Here is a 24,207-nt window from a genome sequence, read left to right as displayed (position 1 = left end):
AATTACCGCTTGTGCGCCATTGAACGAACCACAAGATCACCGGTCGACTGGATCGCCTGCACCAACACGATCAAGATCACGACTGCGACGAACAGCACCGGTGTGTTGAATCGTTGGTAGCCGTACTTGATTGCGAAGTCGCCGAGGCCACCGGCGCCGATGGCACCTGCCATGGCCGAGAAACCGATCAGCATCACCGCCGTCAGGGTTGCTCCGGCTACCAATCCCGGAACTGATTCGGGCAGTAGCACCTTGGTGATGATGTCCTTGTCGGTGGCGCCCATGGACCGCGCTGCCTCGACGCGTCCGGAATCGATCTCACGCAAGGCGTTCTCGACGACGCGCGCGAAGAAGGGCACCGACCCGATGGTCAACGGCACGATCGCTGCCGTGGCGCCGAGCGCTGTTCCGACGATCGCCCTCGTTGCCGGGATGAGGAGTACCAACAAGATGACGAACGGCAGCGAACGGCCGATGTTCACCACGGTGCCCAGAACCGAATTGAGGAAGCGGTTCGGACGGATTCCGTCGGGAGCGCTCGCGTGCAACAGAACACCGAGAGCGATACCGATGATCACTGTGAGCACGAACGAGACGCCCACCATGTAGAGCGTGTCGAGTAGGGCTTCCCATGCTTCGCCCAGGGAATCCTGCCAGGACGTCTTGTTCATGAGAACGTCACCTTCACTCCGCGCTGCGAAAGATGTTCTTCGACAGACTTTCTTGTCTCTTCGTTGCTGGTGAGTCCCGTGTGCGAGGCGAACTCCACGCGAAGGCGACCGACCTGATGAGTGCCGATGTTCTCGATACCTCCGGAGATCACCGTGACGTCGACGTCGAGATCGCGCGAGAGTTGGGAAATCACGGGTGAGGTGGACAGTGAATCGACAAAGGTGAGGAGCGCGGGAATTCCGGTCGGGGTAGTTCGCACCGTTCCGGTCGGCAGTAGTGCCTCGCCGAGGGGCGATCCCGGGTCCGCGACCAGTTCGGTGAGCGTTCCCTCGTCGACGATGCGGCCCTGATCGATCAGAGCGGCGCGGTGGCAGATCCGTCGAACCACGTTGAGCTCGTGGGTGATCAGAACAATGGTGACACCGAGTCGTCGATTGAGGTCGGCGAGTAGGTCGAGGATCGAATCGGTTGTGTCCGAGTCGAGGGCGCTCGTAGCCTCGTCGCACAGGAGGACGTCGGGAGAAGCAGCCAAGGCTCTCGCGATGCCGACACGTTGTTTCTGGCCGCCGGACAGTTGCGAAGGGAAGGCGTCACGTCGGTCTTCCAGGCCGACCAACTCGATCAGCTCGTCGACGCGGGCGCGTCGGTCTGCCCGCGAGTATCCCGCCACCTCGAGAGGAAACGCGATGTTGGCGGCCACCGAACGGGAATGCAGCAGGTTGAAATGCTGGAACACGACACCGATCCGCTTGCGTGCGTCGCGCAGTTGCGCTGGGCTCAGCGCAGTCAGATCGGTGTCGCCCAACAGAACCCGGCCGCTGGTCGGGCGTTCGAGCAGGTTGAGGCATCGCAGGAGAGTCGACTTACCTGCGCCGCTCTTGCCGATGATGCCGAAGATTTCGCCGTCTTCGATTTTCAGGGACACGGAATCGAGTGCATGCAGAACTTTTGTGCCGCTGCGGTATTCCTTGGAGACCGATTCGATCGAGAAGACCATGACGGGTCTCGATCAGGTGGCGCTGGCCGGAATGACCGAGCCCTGGTAGGTCTGCTCGATGAACGTCGCGACGTCGGCGGACGTCAATGCCTCGGCCAACTTCTGCACTCGCGCATCGTTTTCGAGAGAGGTGCGTACGGTCAGGACATTGGCGTACGGGTTGCCCTCGGCCTTCTCGAGCACCAGGGCGTCCTCGGCCGGATTGAGGCCACCTTCGATTGCATAGTTGCCGTTGATGATTGCGAGATCGACATTTCCGTCGTCGAGCGTGCGCGGCAGCTGCGGGGGATCGACCTGGGTGAACGTGAGTCCCTTGGGGTTGTCGATGATGTTCTTCTCGCTGATCTGCGTGATGTCCGTGCCGGGAGCGCCCAACTGCTGATCCAGCTTGATCAATCCGGCCTGCTGCAGCAGGTACAGCCCACGGGCGAAGTTCGTCACGTTGTTGGACAGCGCCACCGCCCCGCCCTGGCGCAGGTCGGCCACGTTGGTGACCTTCTTGGAGTATGCACCGAGCGGCTCGACGTGGACTTTCGCCACGGCGACCAGGTCGTCGACGCCCTTCTCCTTCGACCACGATTCCTGATACGGCACGTGCTGGAAAAAGTTTGCGTCGGTGTCGCCGGCTTCGAGCACCTCGTTGGCGTCGAGGTCGCCGGTGATCTCGCTGACCTCGATCTTGGTGTCGCCGAGCAGGCCCTTTTCTTCGACGAACTTCAGGATCTCGGCATGCGGAACCGAAGAAGCGACGATACGAAGGGGCGCGTTGGCGTCGGAGGAGCTGTCGCTCGAGCACGCTGCGACGGTTCCGACTGCGACGGCGGCCACTGCGAAGGCAGCGAGGAATCTTCTGGTGCGCGAGCGTGACATGTAAATCTCCAAGACATAGCCGAACGCCACGCCGAGATGGCGTGACAGTTCGTGAACGCTAGCCCGGTAAACCTCCCGTGAGGAGATACAGAATCACCGCGATTTTTTCATGGACCTATTGTCCGAGCAGGATGACCGGAACGTCCTCGGCAAAATCGACGACCAATCCACGGCGCGAGAACAGCCAGGTGCCGTGGACTTTTTCGAAGCTGTCCTGGTAACGGATCTCGATCCGGTTGTCTCGGTAGCCGTCGCCCCGCGGATAGATGTGGTGAGCGGAGCAGTAGGCCTCACCGTGTGCGGTGGTGGGGCTGTCGAGGTCGAGGATCTGCTGCTCGACGATGTGCCGGGTCGAGTGCAGGTGTGAGACGGCATCGACCACCGAACTGCTGACGACGGAGTTGCCACGTATCTCCGTCGGCGCATCGGTTCCGTTCAGTGCCGGCGGCAAGACAAATGCCGCATCGTCAGTGAAGAGAGCCGCAAGTGCGGTGGTGTTTCGGCGGTCGACGGCCTGTGCATACCTGGCGGCCAAGTCGGTGAGAGCGACGCGATCCGAGGAGTCCATGCGCATATCTCACCCTATGTGACGCCGCTCATGTTTCGGCTTCCCGCTCATCGAGACATTCACAGCGCCCACCTGGGCATCTGGTTAGCGTCCAGACCAAGAGTTGCCAGCCATGAATGCCATAGGAGAACAGCGATGGATCTGAGGGAATCGCCCGAGCAGCAGGAGCTCCGCAAGGAGTTGCGCGCGTACTTCGCGACGCTGCTGCCGGAAGAGAAGCGTCGCGCGGCCGGCGAGCAAGGTGTGGGCGGCGATTACTTCCGCGAGATCGTGAAGTTGCTGGGCAAGGACGGCTGGCTCGGCATCGGCTGGCCGAAGGAATTCGGTGGACAGGGACGCTCCATCGAGGAGCAGTTCGTGTTCTTCGACGAGGTTCAGCGCGCGGGACTGCCGTTCCCCTTCGTGACGGTCAACACCGTCGGTCCGACGTTGATGAAGTACGGCACCGAAGAGCAGAAGGAACGTTTCCTGCCCGGCATTCTGGCCGGCGACATCGTCTTCGCCATCGGGTACACCGAGCCCGAGGCCGGCACCGACCTCGCGTCACTCAAAACTCGTGCGGTTCTCGACGGTGAGGAGTGGATCGTCGACGGAAACAAGATCTTCACCAGTGGCGCCAATACTGCCGACTACGTGTGGCTGGCCTGCCGCACCGACGCGGATGCCCCCAAGCACAAGGGCATCTCGATCCTGATCGTCCCCACCGCGGACGCAGGCTTCGAGTGGTCACCGATCAACACTGTCGGCGGCTTGATGGTGACATCCACGTATTACTCCGGAATTCGCGTCCCGTCGAAGGACGTTGTCGGCGAGGTCAACGGCGGCTGGCAGCTCATCACCGCACAGCTCAACCACGAGCGAATCGGCCTGGCGGCCATCGGCGGCCGTACCTACGGTCTGTGGAACCTGGTCCTGGACTGGGCGAAGGAGAACGGCGCCATCAACATCCCCTGGGTCCAGCAGGATTTTGCGCGCACACACGCCAAGCTCGAGGCGATGCGGCTGCTGAACTGGAAGATGACGGCAGCCGTCGCACAGGACACGCTCTCCGGAGCGGACGCGGGCGCCACCAAGACGTACGGCACCGAAACTCACGTCGACGTCTATCGCACCCTCCTCGGAATTCTCGGCTCCGCCGGACGCATTCGCCCCGATTCGCCGGGCGCTTTGTTGGCCGGTCAGATCGAACAGATCTCGCGTCAGGGTGTCGTGAACACCTTCGGCGGCGGCGTCAACGAGGTTCTGCGTGACATGGTCGGCACCATCGGGCTCGGCTTGGTTCGCGAAAAGAGGGTCAAGTGAGCGACATTTCGGCGCAACTCGACGCTTTTGTCGGCCAGACTCTGGTTCCCACTACCTGGGGGCCCGACGAGGTCAACATCCCCATGATCCGGCATTGGGCCGAGACCGTGGGCGATACAAATCCCGTCTACCTCGACGACGAAGCCGCCCGCGCCACCGGCCGTGACGGCGTCGTCGCTCCTGCTCAGATGCTCCAGGTCTGGATCATGCGGACGTTCACCGACAAGATGGCGGGCAACGACCCCTCGCAGGTGTGGACCGATCTGATCGCCACCCTCGACGCAGCCGGATACACCTCCGTCGTGGCCACCGATTCCGATCAGGAGTTCTTCGTCGAACTGCGCCCCGGCGATCGCGTGAACTACACCGAGGTCATCGAGTCGATTTCGCCGGAGAAGAAGACCGGTCTCGGCGTCGGGCATTTCGTCACGACGCTCAAGACCTACCGCAACGGTGACGACCAGGTTGTCGGCACCCAGCGGTGGCGGACGCTGCGGTTCAAGCCTCAGGAATCTGCTGCGCCCGAAGCTCCTCGTGCATTGCGTCCGCGTCCGGCTCTCAACGCGGACAACGCTTTCTGGTTCGAAGCAGCCAAGGAGCACCGTCTGGTGATTCAGCGCTGCATGTCCTGCAAGACGTTGCGTCATCCCACCGGCCCGATGTGCGGGGAGTGCCAGTCACTCGAGTGGGACACGATCGACGCGTCGGGCCGGGGCACGGTGTACAGCTTCGTGGTCAATCACCACCCCAAGATCGACGCGTTCGACTACCCGCTGATCGTTGCGGTCGTCGAACTCGAAGAGGGAACCCGATTGATCGCCAACATGGTGGGCATCGCGCCCGAAGATGTCGTGGTCGACATGCCCGTGGAACTTGACTGGATCGACGCCGACCCGGATCTGACGCTTCCCGCGTTCCGGCCGGCCGTACGCGAGGAGCACTGATGGACTTCAATTTCAGCGAAGAGCAGGAAGCGATTCGCGCACTGGCCGACGAGGTCTTCACAAGCAAGGCGACGATCGAACGCACCAAGGAGATCGAACTCTCCACTGAGCGCGTCGACCGTGAACTGTGGCGTGAACTCGCGAGCACCGGGCTGCTCGGAATCGCACTGCCGGAGGAGTTCGGCGGCGGTGGCCTCGGATTGTCGGAGCTGTACGCGCTGCTCGAACAGCAGGGACGTCACGTTGCGGCCGTGCCGATCTGGGAGACGACCCTTGCGGCACTGGCTGTCAATGAATTCGGGTCTGATTCCCTTCGCGCCGAACTCCTTCCGGGAGTTGCCGACGGCAGTCGATTCCTGACCGTCGGTCTCGAGGAGTTCGGTCCGTACACGGGCGGCGACCCACTGACCACGGCTGAGCAAGATGCCGAGGGCAATTGGACCGTGACGGGTGAGAAGGCAGTAGTGCCGATGACTCACATCGCGAACCTCGCCCTCGTCTCGGCAACCACTTCCACCGGTACGGCATTGCTGCTGGTGGACCTGAGTGCCGAAGGAGTGACGCTCGAACAGACACAGTCCACCAACTGGGAGATCTGTGCCAACGTCACCTTGGCCGGAACGCCGGCGCAGCTCATCGGCGCGGCCGACGGAACCACGGTTCCGTGGCTGATCGACCGAGTCGAACTGGCATTGGCCGCAATTCAATGGGGCGTCGGATCGGGCGCTGTGGCACAGGCCGTCACGTATCTGAACGGCCGCCAGCAGTTCGGCCGACCCCTCGCAACGTTCCAGGCGGTCAACCACCAGCTCGCCGATTGCTACATCGATCTCGAGGCAATGCGAGTGACACTGTGGCAGGCAGCATGGCGAATTTCCGAGGGATTGGATCTCGGCACCTCGGTACTGGTCGCCAAGTGGTGGGCGACCGATGGCGGGCAGCGTGTGGTGCATCGGACGACGCATGTGCACGGCGGCATGGGCGTGGACACCGACTACCCGGTTCACCGTCACCTGCTGTGGGGTAAGCAGATTGCTGCCACCCTCGGTGGTTCCAGCTCCGACCTCGCGCGTCTGGGTGCGCAGCTTGCATCCGGTGTGGAGGTGCTCGCATGACCGTTCTCACCGGTGGCAGCTACGCGGACATCATGGTCGGAGATGCATTGCCCGAGTTGGCAATCCCGTTGACCCGCACGTTGATCGTCGCCACCGCAATTGCCACCCGCGATTTCCAGGACGTGCACCACGACCCGAGCCTGGCTCAGGAACGTGGCTCCAAGGATGTCTTCATGAACATCCTCACGAGCAACGGTCTCGTCGGCCGGTACGTCACGGACTGGGCTGGATCGGCATCGACTCTGCGCCGCATCGCAATCCGTCTCGGCGCACCCAACTACCCGGGCGACACCATGACGATGACCGGTGAGGTCGTGTCCAAGGAAGACGGAGTGGTCGTGGTCAAGGTGCAGGGCGCGAACAACCTCGGGAATCACGCAACCGGAACCGTCGCAGTCGCTTTCAAGGAAGAGGGGAGGCCCTGATGGCGATCAGCCCGCTCTCGGGTGCCGCTGCCATCGTCGGCATCGGATCCACCGAGTTCTCGAAGAACTCCGGCCGCACCGAACTGCAGTTGGCTTGTGAGGCCATCGTCGCGGCACTCGCTGACGCCGGTATCGATCCGTCCGAGGTCGACGGTCTGTCCACCTACACGTCGGAGACCAACGGCGAAGCCATCGTGGCTCGCAACTGCGGCCTCGGTGAGCTCGAGTTCTTCTCGCGCATTCACTACGGTGGCGGCGCTGCGTGTGCCACGGTGCAACAGGCCGCTATGGCAGTTGCGACGGGTGTTGCCGACGTCGTGGTCTGCTACCGCGCTTTCAACGAGCGCTCCGGTGTGCGCTACGGCCTTGGCCAGCACGATCGACCCATGGACAGCACCGCTGACCGCGCTGCATATGCGTGGATGACTCCTCAGGGCTTGTCGACTCCCGCTCAGTGGGTCGCCATGTTCGCCCGTCGATACATGCACCAGTACGGTGCGACGAGTGAGGACTTCGGACGAGTTGCAGTGGTGGCGCGCAAGCACGCCGCCAACAACCCGGCTGCCTGGTTCTACGAGCGTCCGATCACACTCGAGGACCATCAGAACTCGCGCTGGATCGCCGAGCCGCTGCACCTGCTCGACTGCTGCCAGGAAACCGACGGCGGCCAGGCGCTGGTCATCGTCTCTGCCGAGCGCGCAAAGGATCTGGCCAACAAGCCCGTCGTCATCAAGGGTGCCGCTCAGGGCAGTAGCAAGGATCAGCACATGATGACCAGCTACTACCGTCCTGACATCTCCGGTATTCCGGAGATGGGCCTGGTTGCTCGTCAGTTGTACGGCCAGAGCGGCCTGACCCCTGATGACATCAACGCAGCGATCCTGTACGACCACTTCACCCCGTTGGTGCTTCCGCAACTCGAAGAACTGGGCTTCTGCAAGCCAGGTGAGGCCAAGGACTTCATCCGCGAGGGCAACCTGGAGATCGGTGGACGCCTGCCGTCCAACACTCACGGTGGTCAGGTCGGCGAGGCATACCTGCACGGCGTCAACGGAATTGCCGAAGGTGTGCGACTGGTCCGAGGCACGTCGACCAATCAGCCCGAGGGCGTCGAAAACGTGTTGGTTACAGCCGGAACGGCGGTACCCACCAGCGGTCTCGTTCTCGGCGCTGTTTAAGAGAGACGCTGTTCAAGAGAGGACATGACAGTGACAACTTCGGAAGCTGCGAAGACCGCCGGCGATTGGCGCGGAGCCGATCTCGGTACCCGCACCGTCTCGTACACCGAGCGCGACGCGATCCTGTACGCACTTGCCGTGGGCGCCAAGGCAACCGAGTTGGACCTCGTCTTCGAGGATCAGCTTCGGGTACTGCCGACCTTTGCTCTGACGCTGGCGCAGTGGGCCCCTGACGCGCTGGGGTCAGCGGGAGCCTTCGATACCAAGACAGCACTCCACGGCTCGCAAGAGCTGAAAGTGCATGCCCCGCTGCCGCGTAGCGGTGACGTGACGTTGAAGGCTTCGGTCGGTGAGGTGTGGGACAAGGGCGCAGCTGCGGTGTTCGAGGTGACGGTGGAGTGCGAATACTTCGTCGCGACCTGGTCACTTTTTGCTCCCGGTGCCGGTGGATTCGGCGGAGAACGTGGACCCTCACGTCCGGCGGAGCCTACCGGTGAGCCTTCGCTGACCGGCGTGCTGACCACGGCGGAGAATCAGACTGCGATGTACCGCCTGCTGGGCGACAAACACCACATCCACATCGATCCCGATGCTGCGGCGCGGATCAACCAGCCGCGTCCGATCATGCACGGACTGTGCACGTTGGCCGCGAGCACCCTCGAGCTGGCTCGGGTCGCCGGAGTGCATCCGGCGGACCTCGTGAGCCTCGAGGGCCGATTCGCTGCGGCAATCCATCCGGGTGAAGCGCCGTCCATCGTTGCGTGGGGAACTCCCGACGACCTGGCGTTCCAGGTCAGCAAGGGTGATCAGGTGGCGATTTCCGGTGCACGAGTGAGCTTCTCCACTCACTAGTCCCTCCATACTCAACTGCGGGGTGCTTGACCCCTCGTCGCGCCCCGCAGTTGTTCGCACAAAAAAGCAGCCCCTGAGCACATTCGCTCCGGGGCTGCTTTGTGAGTGATTCAGTCCTGATGGGTCGCCATGTAGCGAGCCGGATATTCGCCGCCGCCGTGAACGGCGATGTCGGCGCCGTTCACGTACGAGGAGAGTGGGCTCGCCAGGAACAGGCAGGAGTTGGCAATATCTGCCGGTACGGCCATCCGCTTCATCGGAATGGTCCTGGTGACCGCAGCGCCGCCGTCGGCACCGTAGACCTCGGCGGCTGCCTCCGTACGGATCAGGCCGGTCGTGATGTGGTTGATCCGGACCTTGGGAGCCCATTCGAGGGCCAACGACTTGGTCAGAACGAGGAGACCCGCCTTGGCCGCGCTGTACGCCGCGGTTCCGGGCTGTGGGTCGATTGCCGAGACGCTGCCGATGTTGATGATGGCGCCGCCCTCGTCCTGCGTCTGCATGACTGCGTTGGCAGCCTGGGCAACGTTGAAGGGCGCCAACAAGTTCAGTGCCACGATCTTTTCGACGAAGCGGGGCGACACCGTCGCAGCATCGGCGTCGGGGGAGCCGCCGGCGTTGTTGACCAGGACGTCCAGACGGCCGAAGCGCTCGACTGCGTCCTGGACGAGGGCTGCGGCGTCGGCAGGATCACGGACGTCGGTGGCGCGAAAGGCTGCGCTACGGCCGTCGGCGGTGGGCAGAGTTTCGGGCTCGTTGCGGCCACAGACCAGCACGTTCGCACCCGCGGCGAGGAAGGTTTCGGCGATGACGAAGCCGATGCCTTTGGTGCCGCCGGTGACGATCACCGAGCGGCCGCTGAAATCGACGGGGTTGGGCAGTGTCACGGTGGAGCCTTCCTGGTGCAGTGCCGAGCTGAATTGCCGCCCAAAGTGATTGACGCGACACGGTCGCACACCTTAGGGTCAAGCAAGTGCTTGGTTGTTTGTAGGTCGAGTGTAGACGACAAACACCGGCAGTCACCAGAATCGACCGGTCCTTCTCGCAAAAAGGGCCCGCACGTCGAAGGACATTGGAGTAGTCACATGGGCAAGCTCGAAGGCAAAGTCGCACTCATCACGGGTGCGGGTCAGGGAATCGGGCAGGGGATCGCCCTGGCCTTGGCCAAAGAGGGAGCCGTGATCGCCGTTGCCGGCCGTACCGAATCCAAGTTGCACACCACCTGCGGACTGCTGGCTGACATCGGCGCTCGCGGTGAGGCCGTGGTCTGCGACGTGAGCAAGAAGGACGACATCACCGCGGCTGTCGCCCGTACCGTCGAACTGTTCGGCGGAATCGACATCCTGGTCAACAACGCAAACGACTGCAAGCCCGGTCCGCTCTTGAGCGTGCTCGACGAAGACTTCGAGCGTTCCTTCGCGACGGGCCCACTCGCCACCCTGCGCATGATGCAGGCGTCGTACCCGCACATGAACAGTCGTGGCGGTGGCGTCATCATCAACATGGTCACCTCAGCAGCCGTGCGCTGGGACGCCAGCAATTACGGCGCTTACGGTTCCATCAAGGAAGGCATGCGCTCGTTGACCCGCGCCGCGGCCTGCGAATGGGGCAAGGACAACATTCGAGTTCTCAACGTCGCCCCGCACGCCAAGACTCCCGCACTGCAGTGGTGGATGGACAAGAACCCGGAAGAAGCGGCGGCTTTTGTTGCGGGTATCCCGCTGGGACGCGTCGGAGATCCCGAGACCGACATCGGTCGTGCTGTCGTCTTCCTCGTCAGCGAAGACGCCGGGTACCTCACGGGTGCAACGATCCCGCTCGACGGCGGTCAGTCGCGCTGGGGCTGACCGCCATCGACCCGATCAAGTCATCACGGCGCCGCCGTCGACGGCAATCGTCTGCCCGGTGACATTGCGAGCCTTGTCGCTGAGCAAGAACGCGACCATTTCGGCGATGTCTCGGGGCATCTGGGCGCGACCCATCGGATATCAGTTTCGTGCGAATCTCCGACGTCGAGCAATGTTCGATCGATCTGTGCACGCGCGATGGAGACAGTAGTCCGGCGGTGATCGATCTACGTAAGGCTGTTGCGGCCCTCGGTGCCGGCAGATGATTGTCATTTTCGTGTCCTGCATGTAATTCGCATGTACCCGGACGCAATACGCCTTCTTGCCGACTTTGTTTTAGTCAGTTAGACTAAAACCATGAAAACGACGAGCACCGCACTCGAAACAGTCGAGGCAGCAAAGGTTTCGGCCGACGTGTTCGGAGGAGTCTCCAGTGATCCAGGCACCCGCCGTGCTGCAAAGCGTCGTTTTCATCGGCTCGCCTCCGCGATTCATCCGGACCGGGCGAGGCCCGAAGATCGTGTGCGGTACTCGGCCGCAACGTCCCGATTGAACGAGCTTTACCGGAGTTGGACGGCGGAGTTCAAGCCTGCGGATTCTCGGCCCGTATATGTAGGAGATCGGGGAGAGTACGCATTGGGTGGACTGGTAGCGCGCGGGTCGGTCGCCAACCTGTACCGGTCCGATGCCGGTGTCGTACTCAAGATTCCGCGAAACCCTCGGGCGAACTCCATGATCGAGGCGGAGCGAAATGCGCTGACGGACATCGAGAATTCGTCCGATGCCGGTTGGGCAGCCCCGTACTTCCCGCGGTTGATCGATCGAATCACCCATGTGGACGCCGGCACGAGACGCCAGATCGACGTGCTCGACGATCTGACTGAAGGTTTCGTGAGTCTCGCCGATGTTCGTGCCGCATATCCAGGTGGCCTCGATCCGCCTGACTGGGCGTGGATGCACCGCCGTCTCCTTCGGGCACTTGCAGCGGCGCACGCTACTGGCTGGGTGCACACCGCGATCACTGCGGACAACGTGCTGATCGAGCCTGATCGGCACGGGGTGGTTCTGGTGGGCTGGTCGTTTGCTACGCGCGCGGGCAGTCGCCTGCTCGCGACGATCGGTTCTGATCGTGATTCCTACCCACCGGAACGCGGCGAAGCGGCTTCGTCGGCCTGGGACATCTACATGGCTCATCGCTTGATGCTGCGAATGCTGGGCGAGCAGACCCACGAACGGATGAAGGCTTTTGCCGGCGGCTGCATGCAGGACAACCCCAGACTGCGTCCCGACGCGATCGATCTACTGGGTGAGTTCGACGAACTTCTCGATCTTCTCTATGGCCAGCGGACATTTCGTCCGTTCGCCGTTCCCTCCACGAAAGGACAGTGATCACCATGGGCTACGGATACTGGGATGACAACACGTACTTGGCGGGCAAGACTTTTCGTGCCGCACGTGGTGTCGACGACTTCGGCTACACCGATTCACTCCGGTCGCGTCCGCGGAGCAGTTGGAAAGCGGACTCGACGCTCGACCCCTTCGGCGTCGACAAGCGCGAGTGCCGAGATTCGGACGGGCACCCCGATTCGCTGCCGATAGCAGTGCTTTTCGATGTCACCGGTTCGATGGGTGCGGTCCCTCGCATCATGCAGGACAAGCTCGGGAAGCTGCACGGACTGCTGCAACGCAAGGGATATGCGGACGATCCGCAGATTCTGTTCGGCGGTATCGGTGACGCAGATTCCGACCGGGTGCCACTGCAAGTCGGGCAGTTCGAGTCGGGAAACGCGATGGACGAACAGCTTCGAACCATTTTCCTCGAAGGCAACGGTGGCGGTCAGAAATCGGAAAGCTATGAATTGGCAGCATATTTCATGGCGCGCCACACGAGTACCGATGCCTGGGAGAAGCGTGCACGGAAAGGCTACCTCTTCATCATCGGCGACGAGTTGAACAAGCCGCGGCTCTCGGCTCGCCACATCCGTTCGGTGATCGGTGACAAGGTTCGTCAGGACGTATCGGTACCTTCGATCTACCGTGAACTCGAAAAGCGGTGGAACGTCTATTACGTTCTGCCCGATCAGTCGTCGTACTTCAACGACCCGGAAATCGCGGATCACTGGAGAGGGCTGCTCGGTGAGCGGTTCGTCAAACTCGACGACCCCGCCGCCGTGTGTGAATTGATCGCGCTGACGGTCGGAATCGGCGAAGATCGCATCGATTTGCGCGACGGACTGGCGGATCTCCGCGACGTCGGTTCCACGGCTGAAGCCGAGACCGTCGGAAAGGCTCTGGCTCTGATTCCACGAAGTGCCACTGCAACGATGGTCGGTTTGCCCCGTCACCTCGGAACCGGCACGGACGACGTCGATTTCGTCTAAAAGGAGAAGTCTGTGAACGCTTTCGAAGGTCGTGACATCGTCGTCGTGGATCTCGGATTCGGCGACGCGGGCAAGGGAGCAACGGTCGACTGGCTTTGCTCCGAGCAAGCCGATCTCGGTGTGGCCGCCGTGGTTCGGTTCAACGGCGGGGCGCAGGCAGCGCACAACGTGATCGTCGGCGAGCGGCACCACACGTTTTCGCAGTTCGGCTCGGGTACGTTGTCCGGTGTCCCGACGTTTCTCTCGAGATTCGTGTTGGTCGAGCCCATCGCGCTCGCCCGGGAGGCGCGTGCTCTGGAGTCGATCGGAGTTCGTAACCCTTTCGACCTGATACGGATCGACGCGCGCGCATTGTTGACGACGCCGATTCACGTCGCAGCCAACAGAGCCCGCGAGGATGCTCGCGGCGGCAACCGGCACGGCTCGTGTGGCAAGGGAATCGGTGAGACTGCGGCGTACGCGCTAGGCCACAGTGCACCGACGGTGGGAGACTGTCTGCTACCGGATGCCTTGCGTTTTAAGTTGTCGGCGTTGGTGGCCCACTACGGACCGTTGATCGAGGAGAGCCGCCACGGTTTTCCGCCGATCGACGACATGGTCGACATGTACGCGGAATTCGGTGCTGTCGTGGACATTGCCGGCCCGGGCGCACTGTGCGGGTGGAGTGCCGGTGGTCGTCTGGTATTCGAGGGAGCTCAAGGTGTCCTTCTCGACGAGTGGCGGGGGTTTCACCCACACACCACGTGGTCGACGGTCGAACCGTCCAATGCGCGAGCAATGATCGGCGAGTTGGGCCGGGACAGTTACGTCCTCGGTGTCACCCGCACGTACATGACACGACACGGAGCTGGACCGTTCCCGACCGAGGATCCGGATCTGGCGAAGGTGTTGCCAGAGCTGCACAACGGGGTCGGTGAGTATCAAGGTGGATTCCGGATGGGTCACCTCGACGAGTTGTTGTTGCGCTACGCAATCGAGGTGAGCGGTGGCGTCGACGGATTGGCGCTGACTCATCTCGATGCGATGGAGCGCGCGCGGGCTGCCGGCACCCCGATCCACGGGGTGCAGGCGTACGAAGGATTGCCATCCGTTCCCGTCGGAGAGTGGAAGGATCTCGATCACCAACAGGCGCTGACAGATTCATTGAAAGTCGTAGGGGTTGTCCCGAAGGAACTTCCGGCCGACCCGGACGATCTCGCCCGGTATCTGAGCGAGGAAATGGGGGCGCCGGTAGTTCTGACCGCGGACGGTGCCGACCGGGCCGATCGTCAGGTCCGATGCCCAGTGCCTGCATGATGGACGGTGTGGACCAGTCACTTGTCTCGATCGATGTCATCGCGCTCCGCTTCGGCAATCCGGAGCCCGGGATGTTGCGATTTGCAGTCACTGCGCGGCAAGCGGAGCCGTACACCGGGCAGTTAGCGCTGCCCGGTGTACTGCTGGGCGCCGGTGAGCGGTTGCAGGACGCCGCCAGGCGGGCCGTGACCACCAAGCTAGGAATTGCGGACGGGAAGATCCTCGCCAGCGGGCAACTGACCGTGTTCGACGAGCCCAATCGCGACCCACGCGGGCCGACGCTCTCGGTGACCATGTGGGCAGTGATCTCGTCTGACGAGGTGCCGAATTCAGCCGAGTGGGTGAGCTGGGACAACCCGGGTGACCTTGCGTTCGACCACGATCGGATAGTCGCCGATACCCGCCCGATCCTGGTGGACACCTTGTTGTGGCGAGATCAGGCCTTCACGCGCGCGCTGCTGGGTCCGTCGTTTCCGGCGTCGTATGCGTTGGCGGTTGCGGAGGAACTTTCCGGTGTGCGTCCGGATCCGGGCAACTTGAACCGAACACTCAAAGCGCTGCCAGGACTGGAACGTACGGACGAACGCGTCCGAGTCAGTGCCACCGGGCGACCCTCGGTGGTCTGGGCGTGGAACGAAAACAGCTGAACTACCTCAGAAGTTGCCCCGCGCGGCCTGCTCACGCTCGATCGCTTCGAACAGAGCTTTGAAGTTTCCCAGCCCGAATCCCAGCGAGCCGTGGCGTTCGATGATCTCGAAGAACACGGTGGGGCGATCGCCGATCGGCTTGGTGAAGATCTGTAGAAGGTAACCGTCTTCGTCGCGGTCGACCAGGATGCCTCGCTTCTGCAACTCCTCGATGGGGACTCGAACTTCGCCGATGCGCGCACGCAGTTCGGGATCTTCGTAATACGAAGCAGGAGTGGAGAGAAACTCGATTCCCTCGTCGACGAGAGCGTCGACGGCCCCGAGGATGTCGTTGGTCGCAAGTGCAAGATGCTGAGCGCCTGGGCCTTGGTAGAACTCGAGGTATTCGTCGATCTGTGACCGCTTCTTCGCAATGGCAGGTTCGTTGAGTGGGAACTTGACTCGGTGATTTCCGCTCGAGACGACTTTGCTCATCAGTGCTGAGTAGTCGGTGGCTATGTCGCCGCCCACGAACTCGGCCATGTTGGTGAAGCCCATAACCCGGTTGTAGAAGTCGACCCACTGATCCATCTTGCCGAGTTCGACATTGCCGACCACGTGGTCGAGAGCCTGGAAGATTCGCTTGGGCGCGCCGTCACGCTTGCGGTACGACGACGCGCGTTCGACGTATCCGGGAAGGTAGGGGCCGGTGTAGCGGGAACGGTCGACGAGGGTGTGCCGAGTTTCGCCGTACGTAGCGATGGTGGCCAGGCGAACGGTGCCGTGCTCGTCGGTGACGTCGTGCGGTTCGCTCAGCACCGTCGCACCTTGGGTGATGGCGTGCGCGATGCACTTGTCCACGTCGGGGACGCTGAGCGCGATGTCGCGGATGCCGTCGCCGTGACGGCTGTGATGCTCGATCAACTCGCTTGTCGGATCCACAGCACCCTTGACGACAAAGCGCACGGCACCGCTCTTGAGTACAAACGCGTGGTGGTCGCGGTTTCCGGTGGACGGGCCCGAATACGCCACCAATTCCATGCCGAACGCGGACTGGAAGAAATGTGAAGTCTGCGTGGCGTTTCCGACGATCCATTCGAGGCCGTCCCAACCACTCACCGGGAAGGGATCGTGATCGCTGTCGTACTCGACCAATCCGACCAACTGGCGTAATTGCTCCAGATCCAGGCCGGCCAACTGTTCGTCGTCGGTGAGAGTCTGTTCGACGGTCATGGTGAGTCCCCTCTGAGTGCGATGTACACAGCGCGGTGCTCGAGTTATGTTCGGCACTGCCAGTACAAACAGATAAGTCCTTCAGAGGTTGGGTAGTCAACGGAGGTAGTTGAAAGTAGACATAGCGCCGGAATCCGAAGATTATGGCAATGTTTTATAGGCAGTGTGCATAGTTGAATGACGAGTGGAGCAGACGTGAATCTCGACGCAGTGGATCTGGCTCTGTTGGACGCGATGAACAAGCACCCGCGCGCCGGTGCTTTGGAGCTCTCGCGTCAGGTCAAGGTTGCCCGGGCGACGGTGCAGGCGAGACTGAAAAGGATGGAAGATGCGGGAATCATCGCTGGGTATGCCCCGCACATCAACTTGGCTGCAGCGGGTTTCGGAGTGCAGGCATTCGTGACTTTGCAGATCGCACAGGGGGCGCTCGACACCGTTACCGCCGAACTCGAAGCCATACCCGGTGTTCTCGAAGCCTTTGCCACCACCGGCTCCGGGGACGTGCTGTGCCGGATTGCCGCTGCGTCGCACGAGGATTTGCAGGCGACTCTGCTCGAACTGAACCGGTCGGGGATAGCCACTCGCTCGACCAGCGTCATGGTCCTCTCGGTTGTGGTGCCGCTTCGGTCGATGCCCCTACTTCAGACTTTGCAGTCGAAGCAGACGACCAAGGCTCCGGCGTATCGACACGAGGGTCAGTCTCGCTGACGGCCCGGAGCCCAGAACCCGAGGACGATCGCGGATACCCACATGATCGCGGCGAGTGTGAGCGCTCCTTGGTCCATCCCTTTGATGAAGGCTTCACGGGCGAATTCGGCCAACTGTGCGCCTTGCGGTCCGGCTGCTTCGGCGACGTGAAGTGCAGCAGCGAGGGAGCCGGAGACCGGCTCCTTGGCGGGTTCGGGCAGCAAGTCGACCGCGGGCTGAACATGATTGCTGTACCCGGCGGCGAGGATGCTTCCAGCGAGTGCAACGCCGATGGCAGAGCCGATCTCACGGGTCGCGTCGTTGACTGCTGATGCAACGCCCTGTTTGGAGTCTGGTGCATTGGAGACGATGGCAGCAGTTGCGGGGGTTGTCGACAAACCCAGTCCAATGGCGGCCACTATCAAGGGAACACAGACTTCGGCATAGGTCGAACTGGCGTCCAAGCGCGCCAGGAGTGCAATTCCGGTTCCGAGGAAGGCGACTCCGGTTGCGGTGAGGGTGCGTAGACCGATACGTGGAATCAGCAGGGGCGCAACCACGGACAGGGCCATCACCGGCACGGCGATCGGCATGAGGGCTAGCGCCGATTGCAGCGGAGAGTAGTCGAGCACCAGTTGCAGATACTGCACGATCAGAAAGAACAGGCCGAAGGTCGCCAGGAACTGCAGTGTCAGTGACGCTGCGCCACTGCCGAATGCGCGATTGGCGAACAGCCTGACGTCCAGAAGTGGATGGCGAGTCCGTAATTCGACCCAGCTGAAGATGGCCGTCATGGCAATTCCGCCGATCAGCAGGGCAACGACCACCGGATCGAGCCAACCGCGGGCGGGTGCCTCGATCATCCCCAGGACAAACAGTCCGATCGATCCGGCTATCAGTGCGGTGCCTGGAAGATCGAGTGGAGTTGCCTCCGAGTCCTTCGATGTCACGATCGTGAACGACACCACGAGGATCAAGACGGAGACGACGGCCAGACTGACGAATATCGAATGCCACGACCATTTTTCGAGGAGCAGGCCGGAGACGACCAGTCCGGCGATTGCACCGGAACCGGCCACCCCGGACCAGACTCCGACGGCGCGGGCACGCTGGGCCGGCGGAAAGCCCGCGGTGAGCAGAGACAGCGTCGCCGGCATGACAAATGCGGCGCCGATACCGGAGATCACTCGGGAGACGATGATCCACGACGGCTCGTCCGCGAAGACCGGAATCGACGAGCCGGCAGCAAAAACGAGTAGTCCGAACATGAGCAGTTCGCGTCGGCCATAACGATCGCCGAGTGCGCCCGCCGGTAACAGGAGACAAGCCAGCGTGAGCGTGTACCCGTCTACGATCCACGTGAGCTGGCTTTGTGTTGCGCCGGTGTCGCGGGCCAAGTCTGGGAGGGCCGTGTTGAGCGCGGCCATTGCTGCGACGACCAGTGCGACCGCGCAGCACGCGACGGTCAGCATCCAGATCTGTCGGATGGTCCACGTGGACTGTTCGAGCGTCGTATCGCTGCTCACGAAACCTCCCGATAGAAACAAGACCATCAGTATCGTTACAAGAACAGCAGTTCCACAACCCCCAAGTGGGTATAACTGAAGTTGTGACGGTGGGAATCGACAAGCAGGCAATCGATCAGCAGGGAAACGACGAGGACCCGCGTAAACAACGCTCCAGGTCGAGGTTGCTCGACGCGGCGACCAAGCTGCTGGCAGAAGGCGGCGTCGACGCCGTGACGATCGATGCCGTCACCAAGTTGGCCAACGTCGCGCGTGCGACGCTGTATCGCCATTTCGACAGCGGCACGGAGTTACTCGCCGCGGCATTTGCACGTCTACTGCCGCCGGTGCCGGAGATGTCCGGTGAAGGCGATCTCCGCGCGCAGTTGCTCGAGTTGTTGACCAGTCAGGCCAAGGCCATCGAAAGCGCACCGATCCAGGTCACGGCGATGTGCTGGCTCGGCTTGGGACCGGAGCTGAAGGGTTACTCGAGTGTCGACGCCCTGTCCACGGACAAGCCCGAATTGCGATCACTGCGCCAGACGGTTTTCGAGCAGTACCGTCACGCGTTCGATCGGATCCTGCGCGCGCCAGACGCGATCGACGCGTTGGGGGAGTACGACTACGACGTCGCACTTGCTCAGTTGGTCGGACCTTTGGTGCTCACCAAGCTGGCCACGCTGACGCCTCTCGGGGAGGCTGCGTGTGAGCAGATCGTGGACGACTTTCTGGCTGCACGCGGAGTGTCGAGCTGACGCTCACGGCTCCAGGTTGCGTCGTAGCACGTACTGCTCGAGGCGGTCGATGCCGCGCACTCGCCGCGGACGAAGGTGTCGCAGTTTGAAATTGGCGTCCGAGCCGAGCTGGGTGGCCAACTCGGAGTCGATCAGCACAGTGCCGGGACGAGCGGAACTGGTCAGGCGCGCGGCCTTGTTGACCACCGAACCGTAAAGATCTCCGAAGCGAACCAACGTCGGACCCATGGCCAGACCGACCCGAAGCTGTGGATCGTCGTGATCGGCGAGGACGGCTTGCTGGATCTGCAAAGCGATCTCGGCGGCGTGGTGGGGACTTTCGGCGGCAAACATGACTTCGTCACCGACGGTCTTGACCACCCAGCCGTAGTTGCGCCCGATGATTTCGGTGGACGCCGACTCGAACCGCTCGAGCAGATCGTTGAGTTCGGCGGAGTCGAGGCCGCGGGTCAGCGAGGTGTACCCGACGATGTCGGCGAAACCCACGACCAGAACACGACTCGCGACTTCTTCGCCCGGGTTTCCGACGTTGCGGCCCGTCGAGGACGCGACGTGACGCTTCCAGACGTACGTCTGCAGAGATTCCACCGCGGGGATGATCTCGGCGCCGAGGCTCAGAACGATCTTCCGGATCGCTTCGGGCTCGTGATCCGCCGAGTCGGCGAGCTGGTCGATGATGTGTGTGCTGATGAGCGATACCTGCCACTCAGCCAATCTCGACATCGACTGCCCGAGTGAGCGGGCGGCAGCCACCTCACTGCTCTGCGAGATGACTCCTCGATTCACCATGTCGATGATCGTCTTGAGAGCGTTGGCATCTTGCTGGGTGAACATGACTGCGTCGGGATCCTCGTCGACTGCAAAGCCCATCGCCACCCACAAACGATCGGCACGCTCGCGTGTCACACCGGCGAATTCCGCGATCTGCGACTGAGTGAAGCAACGGGGCCCGCCGAGGAGAGACTCCTCGATGTCGGCTTGAATTCGGCTGAGCAGATGAGCATCCACGTCGACCGGATCAGCAGTGTGAGGTTCAGAAGGGGCGGGTTCGGTGACCTCGTCGATCCACTCTGACTCCGAACTGCTCACCGTGCTCCTTCTTGCCGCAACGAATTACTGTCCACCATCTTCCACGCGGTGCCCCGAGAACAGTACTGAATCAGCCGAACCGCCTCCGAATCCTCGGGCTCAGGCGGGCGGTGAGAGCGAACACGTCGGTGGCTTGTGCAAGAGTTGCCCCGAGAAAAGCCCTATCGATACTGAAATGCACCACATTCTTCTGAAAGGACTTGCGCATGCCACCCCGTAGACGTTCCGGCGCTGCCGCATCAACGCCGGATCACCTCACTGCGGAAAATCTGGCAGCGCTCGCCACGGCTGTCGCCGAAGGTAAGCGCGCCACCGTCTATCTGCGCGAGGCAACCCCCAGCCTGGGGATCGAAGCCGGTACCTCGGCGAAAGTCGTGTCGGTGGACGGCAATACCGTGCTCATCCGTCCCAAAGGTGTCAATGACGAATTGCCTTTCGAGGCAGAAGAATTGCGCATCAACCGTGTGTCCGCGTCACCGGCCAAACCGGCGCCCCGGCCCAAACCAGTTGTGGAGTCCGAACCCTTGATGGAGCCGATGGAGCCACTCGTAGAGCCCGTTCGGCCCAAGCCCCGGGCACAGCCTGCACCCGCCCCGGTGTCGACCGCCCCGGCTACTCCTGCCGCGACACCTCGCCCGGCAGTCAAGCGTGCGAAGAAACTGCCCGCCGGCATCAGTGTCACCATCCATGCGGGTGCCGACAACGATTGGAGCGTGACGGTCACACAGGGCGCGAAGCGTCCGGGCAAAGCGGTTCCGGTCGCACCCGATGCAGTCGAGCGAGCTGTCCGCGAGTTGGGTGAGCCCACCGCCATCGAAGCCGTAGAGTCCATCATCGTCGCTGCGCGAGACATGGCCGCGGCGCGAGTCGACGAGTTGAGTCGTCAACTCGAAGAGGCTCGCAAGATGCTCGAGGCGCTCGGAGCTACCGACTAGAACCGCTGCGTAAGTCCGCACTTTCCGGGGTATGCGTTTTTTGCAGCGGGGAGATTACCGGCGGAGAGATTGTGATGTTGCAGCGAATTGTTTCGGCCCTGGCAGCGTTGGTCTTGGCACTCGGACTCGGCTTCATCGTCAGCAGTAACGCGGTTGCTGCACCCACGCCCATGGGCGGTGGCTCGGGCATCATCATCGACAACCAGCTGGTGTGTACGTTGACCACCATCGGTCATGACAACGGCGGCAGACTTGTTGGCATCACCGCAGGTCACTGCGGTGGCCCTGGATCTTCCGTGATCCCGGAAAGCAATGAGGGCGCGGGCGTGGTCGGCACGTTCGTCGAGTCGAACCCGGAGCTGGACTACGGGGTCATACAGTTCGATCCCGCCAAAGTCACACCAGTTCGAACGGTGGGCGCGGCCACCATCACGTCGATCGGCGCTCCGGCCAGCTTCCCGGCCACAGCCTGCAAGGAAGGCCGTACGACGGGCACCACCTGCGGCGTCGTTTGGGGAGACTTGAGCGCCGACGCATCCACCTGGACTCAGATCTGCGTCGACCACGGTGATTCGGGAGCTCCGGTCACGGTTGGCACGACGCTGGTCGCGATGGTGAACGCATATCTCTGGGTACCGTGCCTGGGGCCGGAACTCGGCACCAACATGACCTCCATCGTGGACACGATCAATGCCCACGGAGGCGTCGGCGCCGGGTACCGGCCCATCTAGCAGTGCCTCGCTGGGATCAGCCGCACACTGCTCCACCCGAGGCTGATCCCACGAGCTTGGAGTACTTGGCCAACACACCACGGGTGTAGCGAGGCGGCAACGGCTCCCAGCCCTCCTTGCGGGCTTCCAATTCGGAATCGTCGACCAACAATTCGAGTTGTCCGGTACCCACGTCGAGCCGGATCTGATCGCCGTCGCGAACGAACGCGATAGGGCCGCCGTCGACGGCCTCGGGCGCTACGTGTCCGACACACAGGCCGGTGGTGCCGCCGGAGAATCGTCCGTCCGTCAGCAGCAGGACGTCCTTACCGAGACCCGCACCCTTGATCGCGCCGGTGATCGCCAGCATCTCGCGCATTCCGGGGCCGCCCTTCGGGCCCTCGTAGCGGATGACAACAACGTCGCCACCGGTGATTGTTCCGTCTTCGAGTGCGTCCATTGCGGCGCGCTCGCGTTCGAAAACCCTTGCAGTTCCGGTGAATACATCGGATTCGAAACCTGCCGACTTGACGACTGCTCCGCCGGGAGCGAGCGACCCCTTCAGGATCGTGATGCCTCCGGTCGGGTGAATGGGCTTGTTCATCGCCCGCAGAACCTTGCCGTCGGGATCGGGCGGGGTGATGTGCGCCAGATTCTCCGCCACGGTCTTGCCGGTGACGGTCAGGCAATCTCCGTGCATGAGTCCGGCGTCGAGCAATGCCTTCATGATGACGGGGACGCCGCCGATACGGTCGACGTCCGTCATGACGTGCTTTCCGAAAGGCTTGACGTCGGCGAGGTGCGGGACCTTGGCGCCGACGCGAGCGAAGTCGTCGAGCGTCAGCGGGACGTACGCTTCGTGCGCGATCGCGAGGAGATGGAGCACCGCATTGGTGGAACCGCCGAAAGCCATGACCACCGCGATGGCGTTCTCGAATGCTTCCTTGGTGAGGATGTCCCTGGCGGTGATGCCTCGACGCAGGAGCTCGACCACGGCTTTGCCGCTCTCGCGGGCAAATCCGTCTCGGCGACGGTCCGGTGCGGGCGGTGAAGCGCTGCCGGGCAGCGACATTCCCATGGCTTCGGCGGCGCTGGCCATCGTGTTTGCGGTGTACATGCCGCCGCACGCACCCTCGCCCGGGCAGATCGCGCGTTCGATGGTGTCGACGTCTTCGCGGCTCATCAGCCCACGCGAGCAGGCGCCCACAGCTTCGAACGCGTCGATGACGGTGACTTCGCGCTCGCTGCCGTCGGAAAGCTTGGCGACGCCGGGGAGAGTGGAACCGGCGTAGAGAAATACGCTTGCCAGGTCGAGGCGGGCCGCCGCCATCATCATGCCGGGCAAGGACTTGTCGCAGCCGGCGAGAAGAACCGATCCGTCGAGGCGCTCGGCCTGCATGACGGTCTCGACGCTGTCGGCGATCACCTCGCGAGAGACGAGGGAGAAATGCATGCCCTCGTGACCCATCGAAATGCCGTCGGAAACGGAGATAGTGCCGAATTCGAGGGGGAACCCACCGGCCTCCCGCACGCCCTCCTTGACGGCCTTGGCCAGGCGATCGAGGGACAGGTTGCACGGCGTGATCTCGTTCCAGGACGAGGCGACGCCGATCTGCGACTTGACCCAGTCGTCGTCGCCCATTCCTACTGCACGCAACATGCCGCGCGCTGCGGTCTTTTCGAGTCCGTCGGTGACGTCACGACTTCTGGGCTTGATGTCGGGTTCGGTCATTTTACAAGCATAGGCGTCAGCGGAGTGTCTTTCCGGCAGACGAGCGACTCGAGTTGCCTCGAAAAGGCGCCCGCGTTGAATAGACTCGCCGCATCACAGTTGGGGCTGGGTGTGCTGGGCGATTCAAGTGCAGGGGGATTCACGTGGGGTCAGAACTGATCTCGGCTTTCGGATTTGCAGTTCTGGCGGCCTTCTTGACCGGTAGTGGTGTCTTCCTGGTTGTTCTGACGGTTCTGCACGAGATTGCCCGGTGGAAGCGGCGATTCGTATCGGTGTGGGTGACGTTCTTTGCCGCACTGCTGATTCTGCCCGTGCTGTTCGGTGCGTTGATCGCCGGCTATTCCGCGTTCAGCCAGGTGGACGGGTCCGAGGCTCTGATTCCGCCGGCGTTCTGGATCCTGATTGTGGTCGGGTGCGCACTCGGCGGTTACATCGGATTCAAGGTCGGTGTGGTCCGAGGCTCGGCCCTCGACTACCGGTTGTAATCG

General features: G+C 62.5%; 26 protein-coding genes. 16 read left to right on the top strand and 10 right to left on the bottom strand.

Going from position 1 to position 24,207, the window contains the following annotated elements; translation table 11 throughout:
* Nucleotides 1-2: 2 nt before the first annotated feature.
* The 4 genes from QM716_RS05330 to QM716_RS05315 all read right to left on the bottom strand — a co-directional run bounded on the left by QM716_RS05330 (nucleotide 3) and on the right by QM716_RS05315 (nucleotide 3,113).
* Nucleotides 3-671, bottom strand: a complete 669-nt coding sequence (locus tag QM716_RS05330) for a methionine ABC transporter permease (protein ID WP_283302831.1) — start codon at nucleotides 669-671, stop codon at nucleotides 3-5.
* A complete protein-coding gene (locus QM716_RS05325; protein ID WP_283302830.1) occupies nucleotides 668-1,669 on the bottom strand; it encodes a methionine ABC transporter ATP-binding protein in 1,002 nt (333 codons plus the stop codon). Before QM716_RS05325 ends, QM716_RS05330 begins: the two co-directional genes overlap by 4 nt.
* A 12-nt stretch (nucleotides 1,670-1,681) precedes the next feature.
* Nucleotides 1,682-2,539 (bottom strand): MetQ/NlpA family ABC transporter substrate-binding protein, encoded by an 858-nt coding sequence (locus tag QM716_RS05320; protein ID WP_283302828.1) that lies wholly within the window; start codon nucleotides 2,537-2,539, stop codon nucleotides 1,682-1,684.
* Between the two features lie 115 nt (nucleotides 2,540-2,654).
* Nucleotides 2,655-3,113 carry a nuclear transport factor 2 family protein gene (locus QM716_RS05315; protein ID WP_283302827.1) on the bottom strand — a complete coding sequence of 153 codons (459 nt, stop codon included), beginning with the start codon at nucleotides 3,111-3,113 and terminating at the stop codon, nucleotides 2,655-2,657.
* A gap of 129 nt (nucleotides 3,114-3,242) precedes the next feature.
* Between QM716_RS05315 and QM716_RS05310 the strand changes: the two genes are divergently transcribed.
* Genes QM716_RS05310 through QM716_RS05285 form a run of 6 tightly spaced genes read left to right on the top strand, consistent with a single transcriptional unit; the run spans nucleotide 3,243 to nucleotide 8,923 of the window.
* Complete coding sequence (locus QM716_RS05310) at nucleotides 3,243-4,409, top strand: acyl-CoA dehydrogenase family protein (protein ID WP_283302825.1); 1,167 nt, start codon at nucleotides 3,243-3,245, stop codon at nucleotides 4,407-4,409.
* Nucleotides 4,406-5,353: a bifunctional MaoC family dehydratase N-terminal/OB-fold nucleic acid binding domain-containing protein gene (locus QM716_RS05305; protein ID WP_283302823.1), complete on the top strand. Its 948-nt coding sequence runs from the start codon at nucleotides 4,406-4,408 to the stop codon at nucleotides 5,351-5,353. Before QM716_RS05310 ends, QM716_RS05305 begins: the two co-directional genes overlap by 4 nt.
* Nucleotides 5,353-6,468 (top strand): acyl-CoA dehydrogenase family protein, encoded by a 1,116-nt coding sequence (locus tag QM716_RS05300; RefSeq protein WP_283302821.1) that lies wholly within the window; start codon nucleotides 5,353-5,355, stop codon nucleotides 6,466-6,468. The genes QM716_RS05305 and QM716_RS05300 overlap by 1 nt, the downstream gene beginning before the upstream one ends.
* On the top strand, nucleotides 6,465-6,893 hold the full coding sequence (locus QM716_RS05295; RefSeq protein WP_283302819.1) for a MaoC family dehydratase: 429 nt from the start codon (nucleotides 6,465-6,467) through the stop codon (nucleotides 6,891-6,893). The genes QM716_RS05300 and QM716_RS05295 overlap by 4 nt, the downstream gene beginning before the upstream one ends.
* Nucleotides 6,893-8,071, top strand: a complete 1,179-nt coding sequence (locus QM716_RS05290; protein ID WP_283302817.1) for a lipid-transfer protein — start codon at nucleotides 6,893-6,895, stop codon at nucleotides 8,069-8,071. The genes QM716_RS05295 and QM716_RS05290 overlap by 1 nt, the downstream gene beginning before the upstream one ends.
* A 30-nt stretch (nucleotides 8,072-8,101) precedes the next feature.
* Entirely contained in the window at nucleotides 8,102-8,923 is an 822-nt protein-coding gene (locus tag QM716_RS05285; protein WP_283302815.1) for a MaoC/PaaZ C-terminal domain-containing protein, read from the top strand.
* 110 nt (nucleotides 8,924-9,033) lie between these two features.
* On the opposite strand, the gene QM716_RS05280 is transcribed toward QM716_RS05285, so the two are convergent.
* On the bottom strand, nucleotides 9,034-9,810 hold the full coding sequence (locus tag QM716_RS05280; protein ID WP_283302813.1) for an SDR family oxidoreductase: 777 nt from the start codon (nucleotides 9,808-9,810) through the stop codon (nucleotides 9,034-9,036).
* A 198-nt stretch (nucleotides 9,811-10,008) separates the two neighbouring features.
* On the opposite strand from QM716_RS05280, the gene QM716_RS05275 reads away from it, so the two are divergent.
* Complete coding sequence (locus tag QM716_RS05275) at nucleotides 10,009-10,770, top strand: SDR family NAD(P)-dependent oxidoreductase (RefSeq protein WP_283302811.1); 762 nt, start codon at nucleotides 10,009-10,011, stop codon at nucleotides 10,768-10,770.
* Between the two features lie 15 nt (nucleotides 10,771-10,785).
* Here QM716_RS05275 and QM716_RS05270 read toward each other — a convergent pair whose 3' ends face one another.
* A complete protein-coding gene (locus QM716_RS05270; RefSeq protein WP_283302809.1) occupies nucleotides 10,786-10,905 on the bottom strand; it encodes an SDR family oxidoreductase in 120 nt (39 codons plus the stop codon).
* A gap of 222 nt (nucleotides 10,906-11,127) precedes the next feature.
* On the opposite strand from QM716_RS05270, the gene QM716_RS05265 reads away from it, so the two are divergent.
* The 4 genes from QM716_RS05265 to QM716_RS05250 are packed head-to-tail and all read left to right on the top strand — an operon-like array spanning nucleotide 11,128 to nucleotide 15,094.
* On the top strand, nucleotides 11,128-12,159 hold the full coding sequence (locus tag QM716_RS05265) for a hypothetical protein (RefSeq protein ID WP_283302808.1): 1,032 nt from the start codon (nucleotides 11,128-11,130) through the stop codon (nucleotides 12,157-12,159).
* A 5-nt stretch (nucleotides 12,160-12,164) separates the two neighbouring features.
* Complete coding sequence (locus QM716_RS05260) at nucleotides 12,165-13,151, top strand: hypothetical protein (RefSeq protein WP_283303073.1); 987 nt, start codon at nucleotides 12,165-12,167, stop codon at nucleotides 13,149-13,151.
* A gap of 12 nt (nucleotides 13,152-13,163) precedes the next feature.
* Nucleotides 13,164-14,447, top strand: coding sequence for an adenylosuccinate synthetase (locus tag QM716_RS05255; RefSeq protein ID WP_283302806.1), 1,284 nt, complete (start codon nucleotides 13,164-13,166; stop codon nucleotides 14,445-14,447).
* Nucleotides 14,444-15,094: an NUDIX hydrolase gene (locus QM716_RS05250; protein ID WP_283302804.1), complete on the top strand. Its 651-nt coding sequence runs from the start codon at nucleotides 14,444-14,446 to the stop codon at nucleotides 15,092-15,094. Before QM716_RS05255 ends, QM716_RS05250 begins: the two co-directional genes overlap by 4 nt.
* 6 nt (nucleotides 15,095-15,100) lie before the next feature.
* On the opposite strand, the gene hppD is transcribed toward QM716_RS05250, so the two are convergent.
* The gene (gene hppD, locus QM716_RS05245) at nucleotides 15,101-16,306 is read right to left on the bottom strand and encodes a 4-hydroxyphenylpyruvate dioxygenase (RefSeq protein ID WP_283302802.1); all 1,206 of its coding nucleotides are present in this window, start codon (nucleotides 16,304-16,306) and stop codon (nucleotides 15,101-15,103) included.
* 177 nt (nucleotides 16,307-16,483) lie between these two features.
* Here hppD and QM716_RS05240 point away from each other — a divergent pair, with 177 nt between their 5' ends.
* On the top strand, nucleotides 16,484-17,014 hold the full coding sequence (locus QM716_RS05240; RefSeq protein ID WP_283302801.1) for an Lrp/AsnC family transcriptional regulator: 531 nt from the start codon (nucleotides 16,484-16,486) through the stop codon (nucleotides 17,012-17,014).
* Here QM716_RS05240 and QM716_RS05235 read toward each other — a convergent pair.
* Nucleotides 17,002-18,546, bottom strand: a complete 1,545-nt coding sequence (locus tag QM716_RS05235; RefSeq protein WP_283302800.1) for an MFS transporter — start codon at nucleotides 18,544-18,546, stop codon at nucleotides 17,002-17,004. The two genes, QM716_RS05240 and QM716_RS05235, sit on opposite strands and share 13 nt — an antisense overlap.
* Nucleotides 18,547-18,602: 56 nt before the next feature.
* Here QM716_RS05235 and QM716_RS05230 point away from each other — a divergent pair, with 56 nt between their 5' ends.
* Nucleotides 18,603-19,253: a TetR/AcrR family transcriptional regulator gene (locus tag QM716_RS05230; protein ID WP_283302799.1), complete on the top strand. Its 651-nt coding sequence runs from the start codon at nucleotides 18,603-18,605 to the stop codon at nucleotides 19,251-19,253.
* 3 nt (nucleotides 19,254-19,256) lie between these two features.
* Here QM716_RS05230 and QM716_RS05225 read toward each other — a convergent pair whose 3' ends face one another.
* Entirely contained in the window at nucleotides 19,257-20,342 is a 1,086-nt protein-coding gene (locus QM716_RS05225; protein ID WP_502941950.1) for an adenylate/guanylate cyclase domain-containing protein, read from the bottom strand.
* A gap of 206 nt (nucleotides 20,343-20,548) precedes the next feature.
* On the opposite strand from QM716_RS05225, the gene QM716_RS05220 reads away from it, so the two are divergent.
* Both QM716_RS05220 and QM716_RS05215 read left to right on the top strand, forming a co-directional pair.
* Nucleotides 20,549-21,277 (top strand): DUF6319 family protein, encoded by a 729-nt coding sequence (locus QM716_RS05220; RefSeq protein ID WP_283302797.1) that lies wholly within the window; start codon nucleotides 20,549-20,551, stop codon nucleotides 21,275-21,277.
* Nucleotides 21,278-21,351: 74 nt separating this feature from the next.
* Entirely contained in the window at nucleotides 21,352-22,008 is a 657-nt protein-coding gene (locus QM716_RS05215) for a S1 family peptidase (RefSeq protein WP_283302796.1), read from the top strand.
* 16 nt (nucleotides 22,009-22,024) lie between these two features.
* Here QM716_RS05215 and ilvD read toward each other — a convergent pair whose 3' ends face one another.
* The gene (gene ilvD / locus QM716_RS05210; protein WP_283302795.1) at nucleotides 22,025-23,719 is read right to left on the bottom strand and encodes a dihydroxy-acid dehydratase; all 1,695 of its coding nucleotides are present in this window, start codon (nucleotides 23,717-23,719) and stop codon (nucleotides 22,025-22,027) included.
* A gap of 143 nt (nucleotides 23,720-23,862) precedes the next feature.
* Between ilvD and QM716_RS05205 the strand changes: the two genes are divergently transcribed.
* A complete protein-coding gene (locus QM716_RS05205; protein WP_283302793.1) occupies nucleotides 23,863-24,204 on the top strand; it encodes a hypothetical protein in 342 nt (113 codons plus the stop codon).
* The last annotated feature ends 3 nt before the right edge of the window (nucleotides 24,205-24,207 follow it).

Source organism: Rhodococcus sp. IEGM 1409 (assembly GCF_030056735.1).
In the GTDB taxonomy this organism is placed as follows: domain Bacteria; phylum Actinomycetota; class Actinomycetes; order Mycobacteriales; family Mycobacteriaceae; genus Rhodococcus_F.
This window is presented reverse-complemented; position numbering and strand designations above follow the sequence as displayed.

What these genes read in the sequence shown, in the direction of transcription:
- QM716_RS05235 (WP_283302800.1), bottom strand. Translation starts at nt 18,546, where the DNA reads ATGGTCTTGTTTCTATCGGGAGGTTTCGTGAGCAGCGATACGACGCTC.
- QM716_RS05295 (WP_283302819.1), top strand. Translation starts at nt 6,465, where the DNA reads ATGACCGTTCTCACCGGTGGCAGCTACGCGGACATCATGGTCGGAGAT.
- QM716_RS05240 (WP_283302801.1), top strand. Translation starts at nt 16,484, where the DNA reads ATGACGAGTGGAGCAGACGTGAATCTCGACGCAGTGGATCTGGCTCTG.
- QM716_RS05275 (WP_283302811.1), top strand. Translation starts at nt 10,009, where the DNA reads ATGGGCAAGCTCGAAGGCAAAGTCGCACTCATCACGGGTGCGGGTCAG.
- QM716_RS05215 (WP_283302796.1), top strand. Translation starts at nt 21,352, where the DNA reads ATGTTGCAGCGAATTGTTTCGGCCCTGGCAGCGTTGGTCTTGGCACTC.
- QM716_RS05290 (WP_283302817.1), top strand. Translation starts at nt 6,893, where the DNA reads ATGGCGATCAGCCCGCTCTCGGGTGCCGCTGCCATCGTCGGCATCGGA.
- QM716_RS05300 (WP_283302821.1), top strand. Translation starts at nt 5,353, where the DNA reads ATGGACTTCAATTTCAGCGAAGAGCAGGAAGCGATTCGCGCACTGGCC.
- QM716_RS05315 (WP_283302827.1), bottom strand. Translation starts at nt 3,113, where the DNA reads ATGCGCATGGACTCCTCGGATCGCGTCGCTCTCACCGACTTGGCCGCC.
- hppD (WP_283302802.1), bottom strand. Translation starts at nt 16,306, where the DNA reads ATGACCGTCGAACAGACTCTCACCGACGACGAACAGTTGGCCGGCCTG.
- QM716_RS05270 (WP_283302809.1), bottom strand. Translation starts at nt 10,905, where the DNA reads ATGGGTCGCGCCCAGATGCCCCGAGACATCGCCGAAATGGTCGCGTTC.
- QM716_RS05260 (WP_283303073.1), top strand. Translation starts at nt 12,165, where the DNA reads ATGGGCTACGGATACTGGGATGACAACACGTACTTGGCGGGCAAGACT.
- QM716_RS05330 (WP_283302831.1), bottom strand. Translation starts at nt 671, where the DNA reads ATGAACAAGACGTCCTGGCAGGATTCCCTGGGCGAAGCATGGGAAGCC.
- QM716_RS05320 (WP_283302828.1), bottom strand. Translation starts at nt 2,539, where the DNA reads ATGTCACGCTCGCGCACCAGAAGATTCCTCGCTGCCTTCGCAGTGGCC.
- ilvD (WP_283302795.1), bottom strand. Translation starts at nt 23,719, where the DNA reads ATGACCGAACCCGACATCAAGCCCAGAAGTCGTGACGTCACCGACGGA.
- QM716_RS05310 (WP_283302825.1), top strand. Translation starts at nt 3,243, where the DNA reads ATGGATCTGAGGGAATCGCCCGAGCAGCAGGAGCTCCGCAAGGAGTTG.
- QM716_RS05325 (WP_283302830.1), bottom strand. Translation starts at nt 1,669, where the DNA reads ATGGTCTTCTCGATCGAATCGGTCTCCAAGGAATACCGCAGCGGCACA.
- QM716_RS05265 (WP_283302808.1), top strand. Translation starts at nt 11,128, where the DNA reads ATGAAAACGACGAGCACCGCACTCGAAACAGTCGAGGCAGCAAAGGTT.
- QM716_RS05220 (WP_283302797.1), top strand. Translation starts at nt 20,549, where the DNA reads ATGCCACCCCGTAGACGTTCCGGCGCTGCCGCATCAACGCCGGATCAC.
- QM716_RS05250 (WP_283302804.1), top strand. Translation starts at nt 14,444, where the DNA reads ATGATGGACGGTGTGGACCAGTCACTTGTCTCGATCGATGTCATCGCG.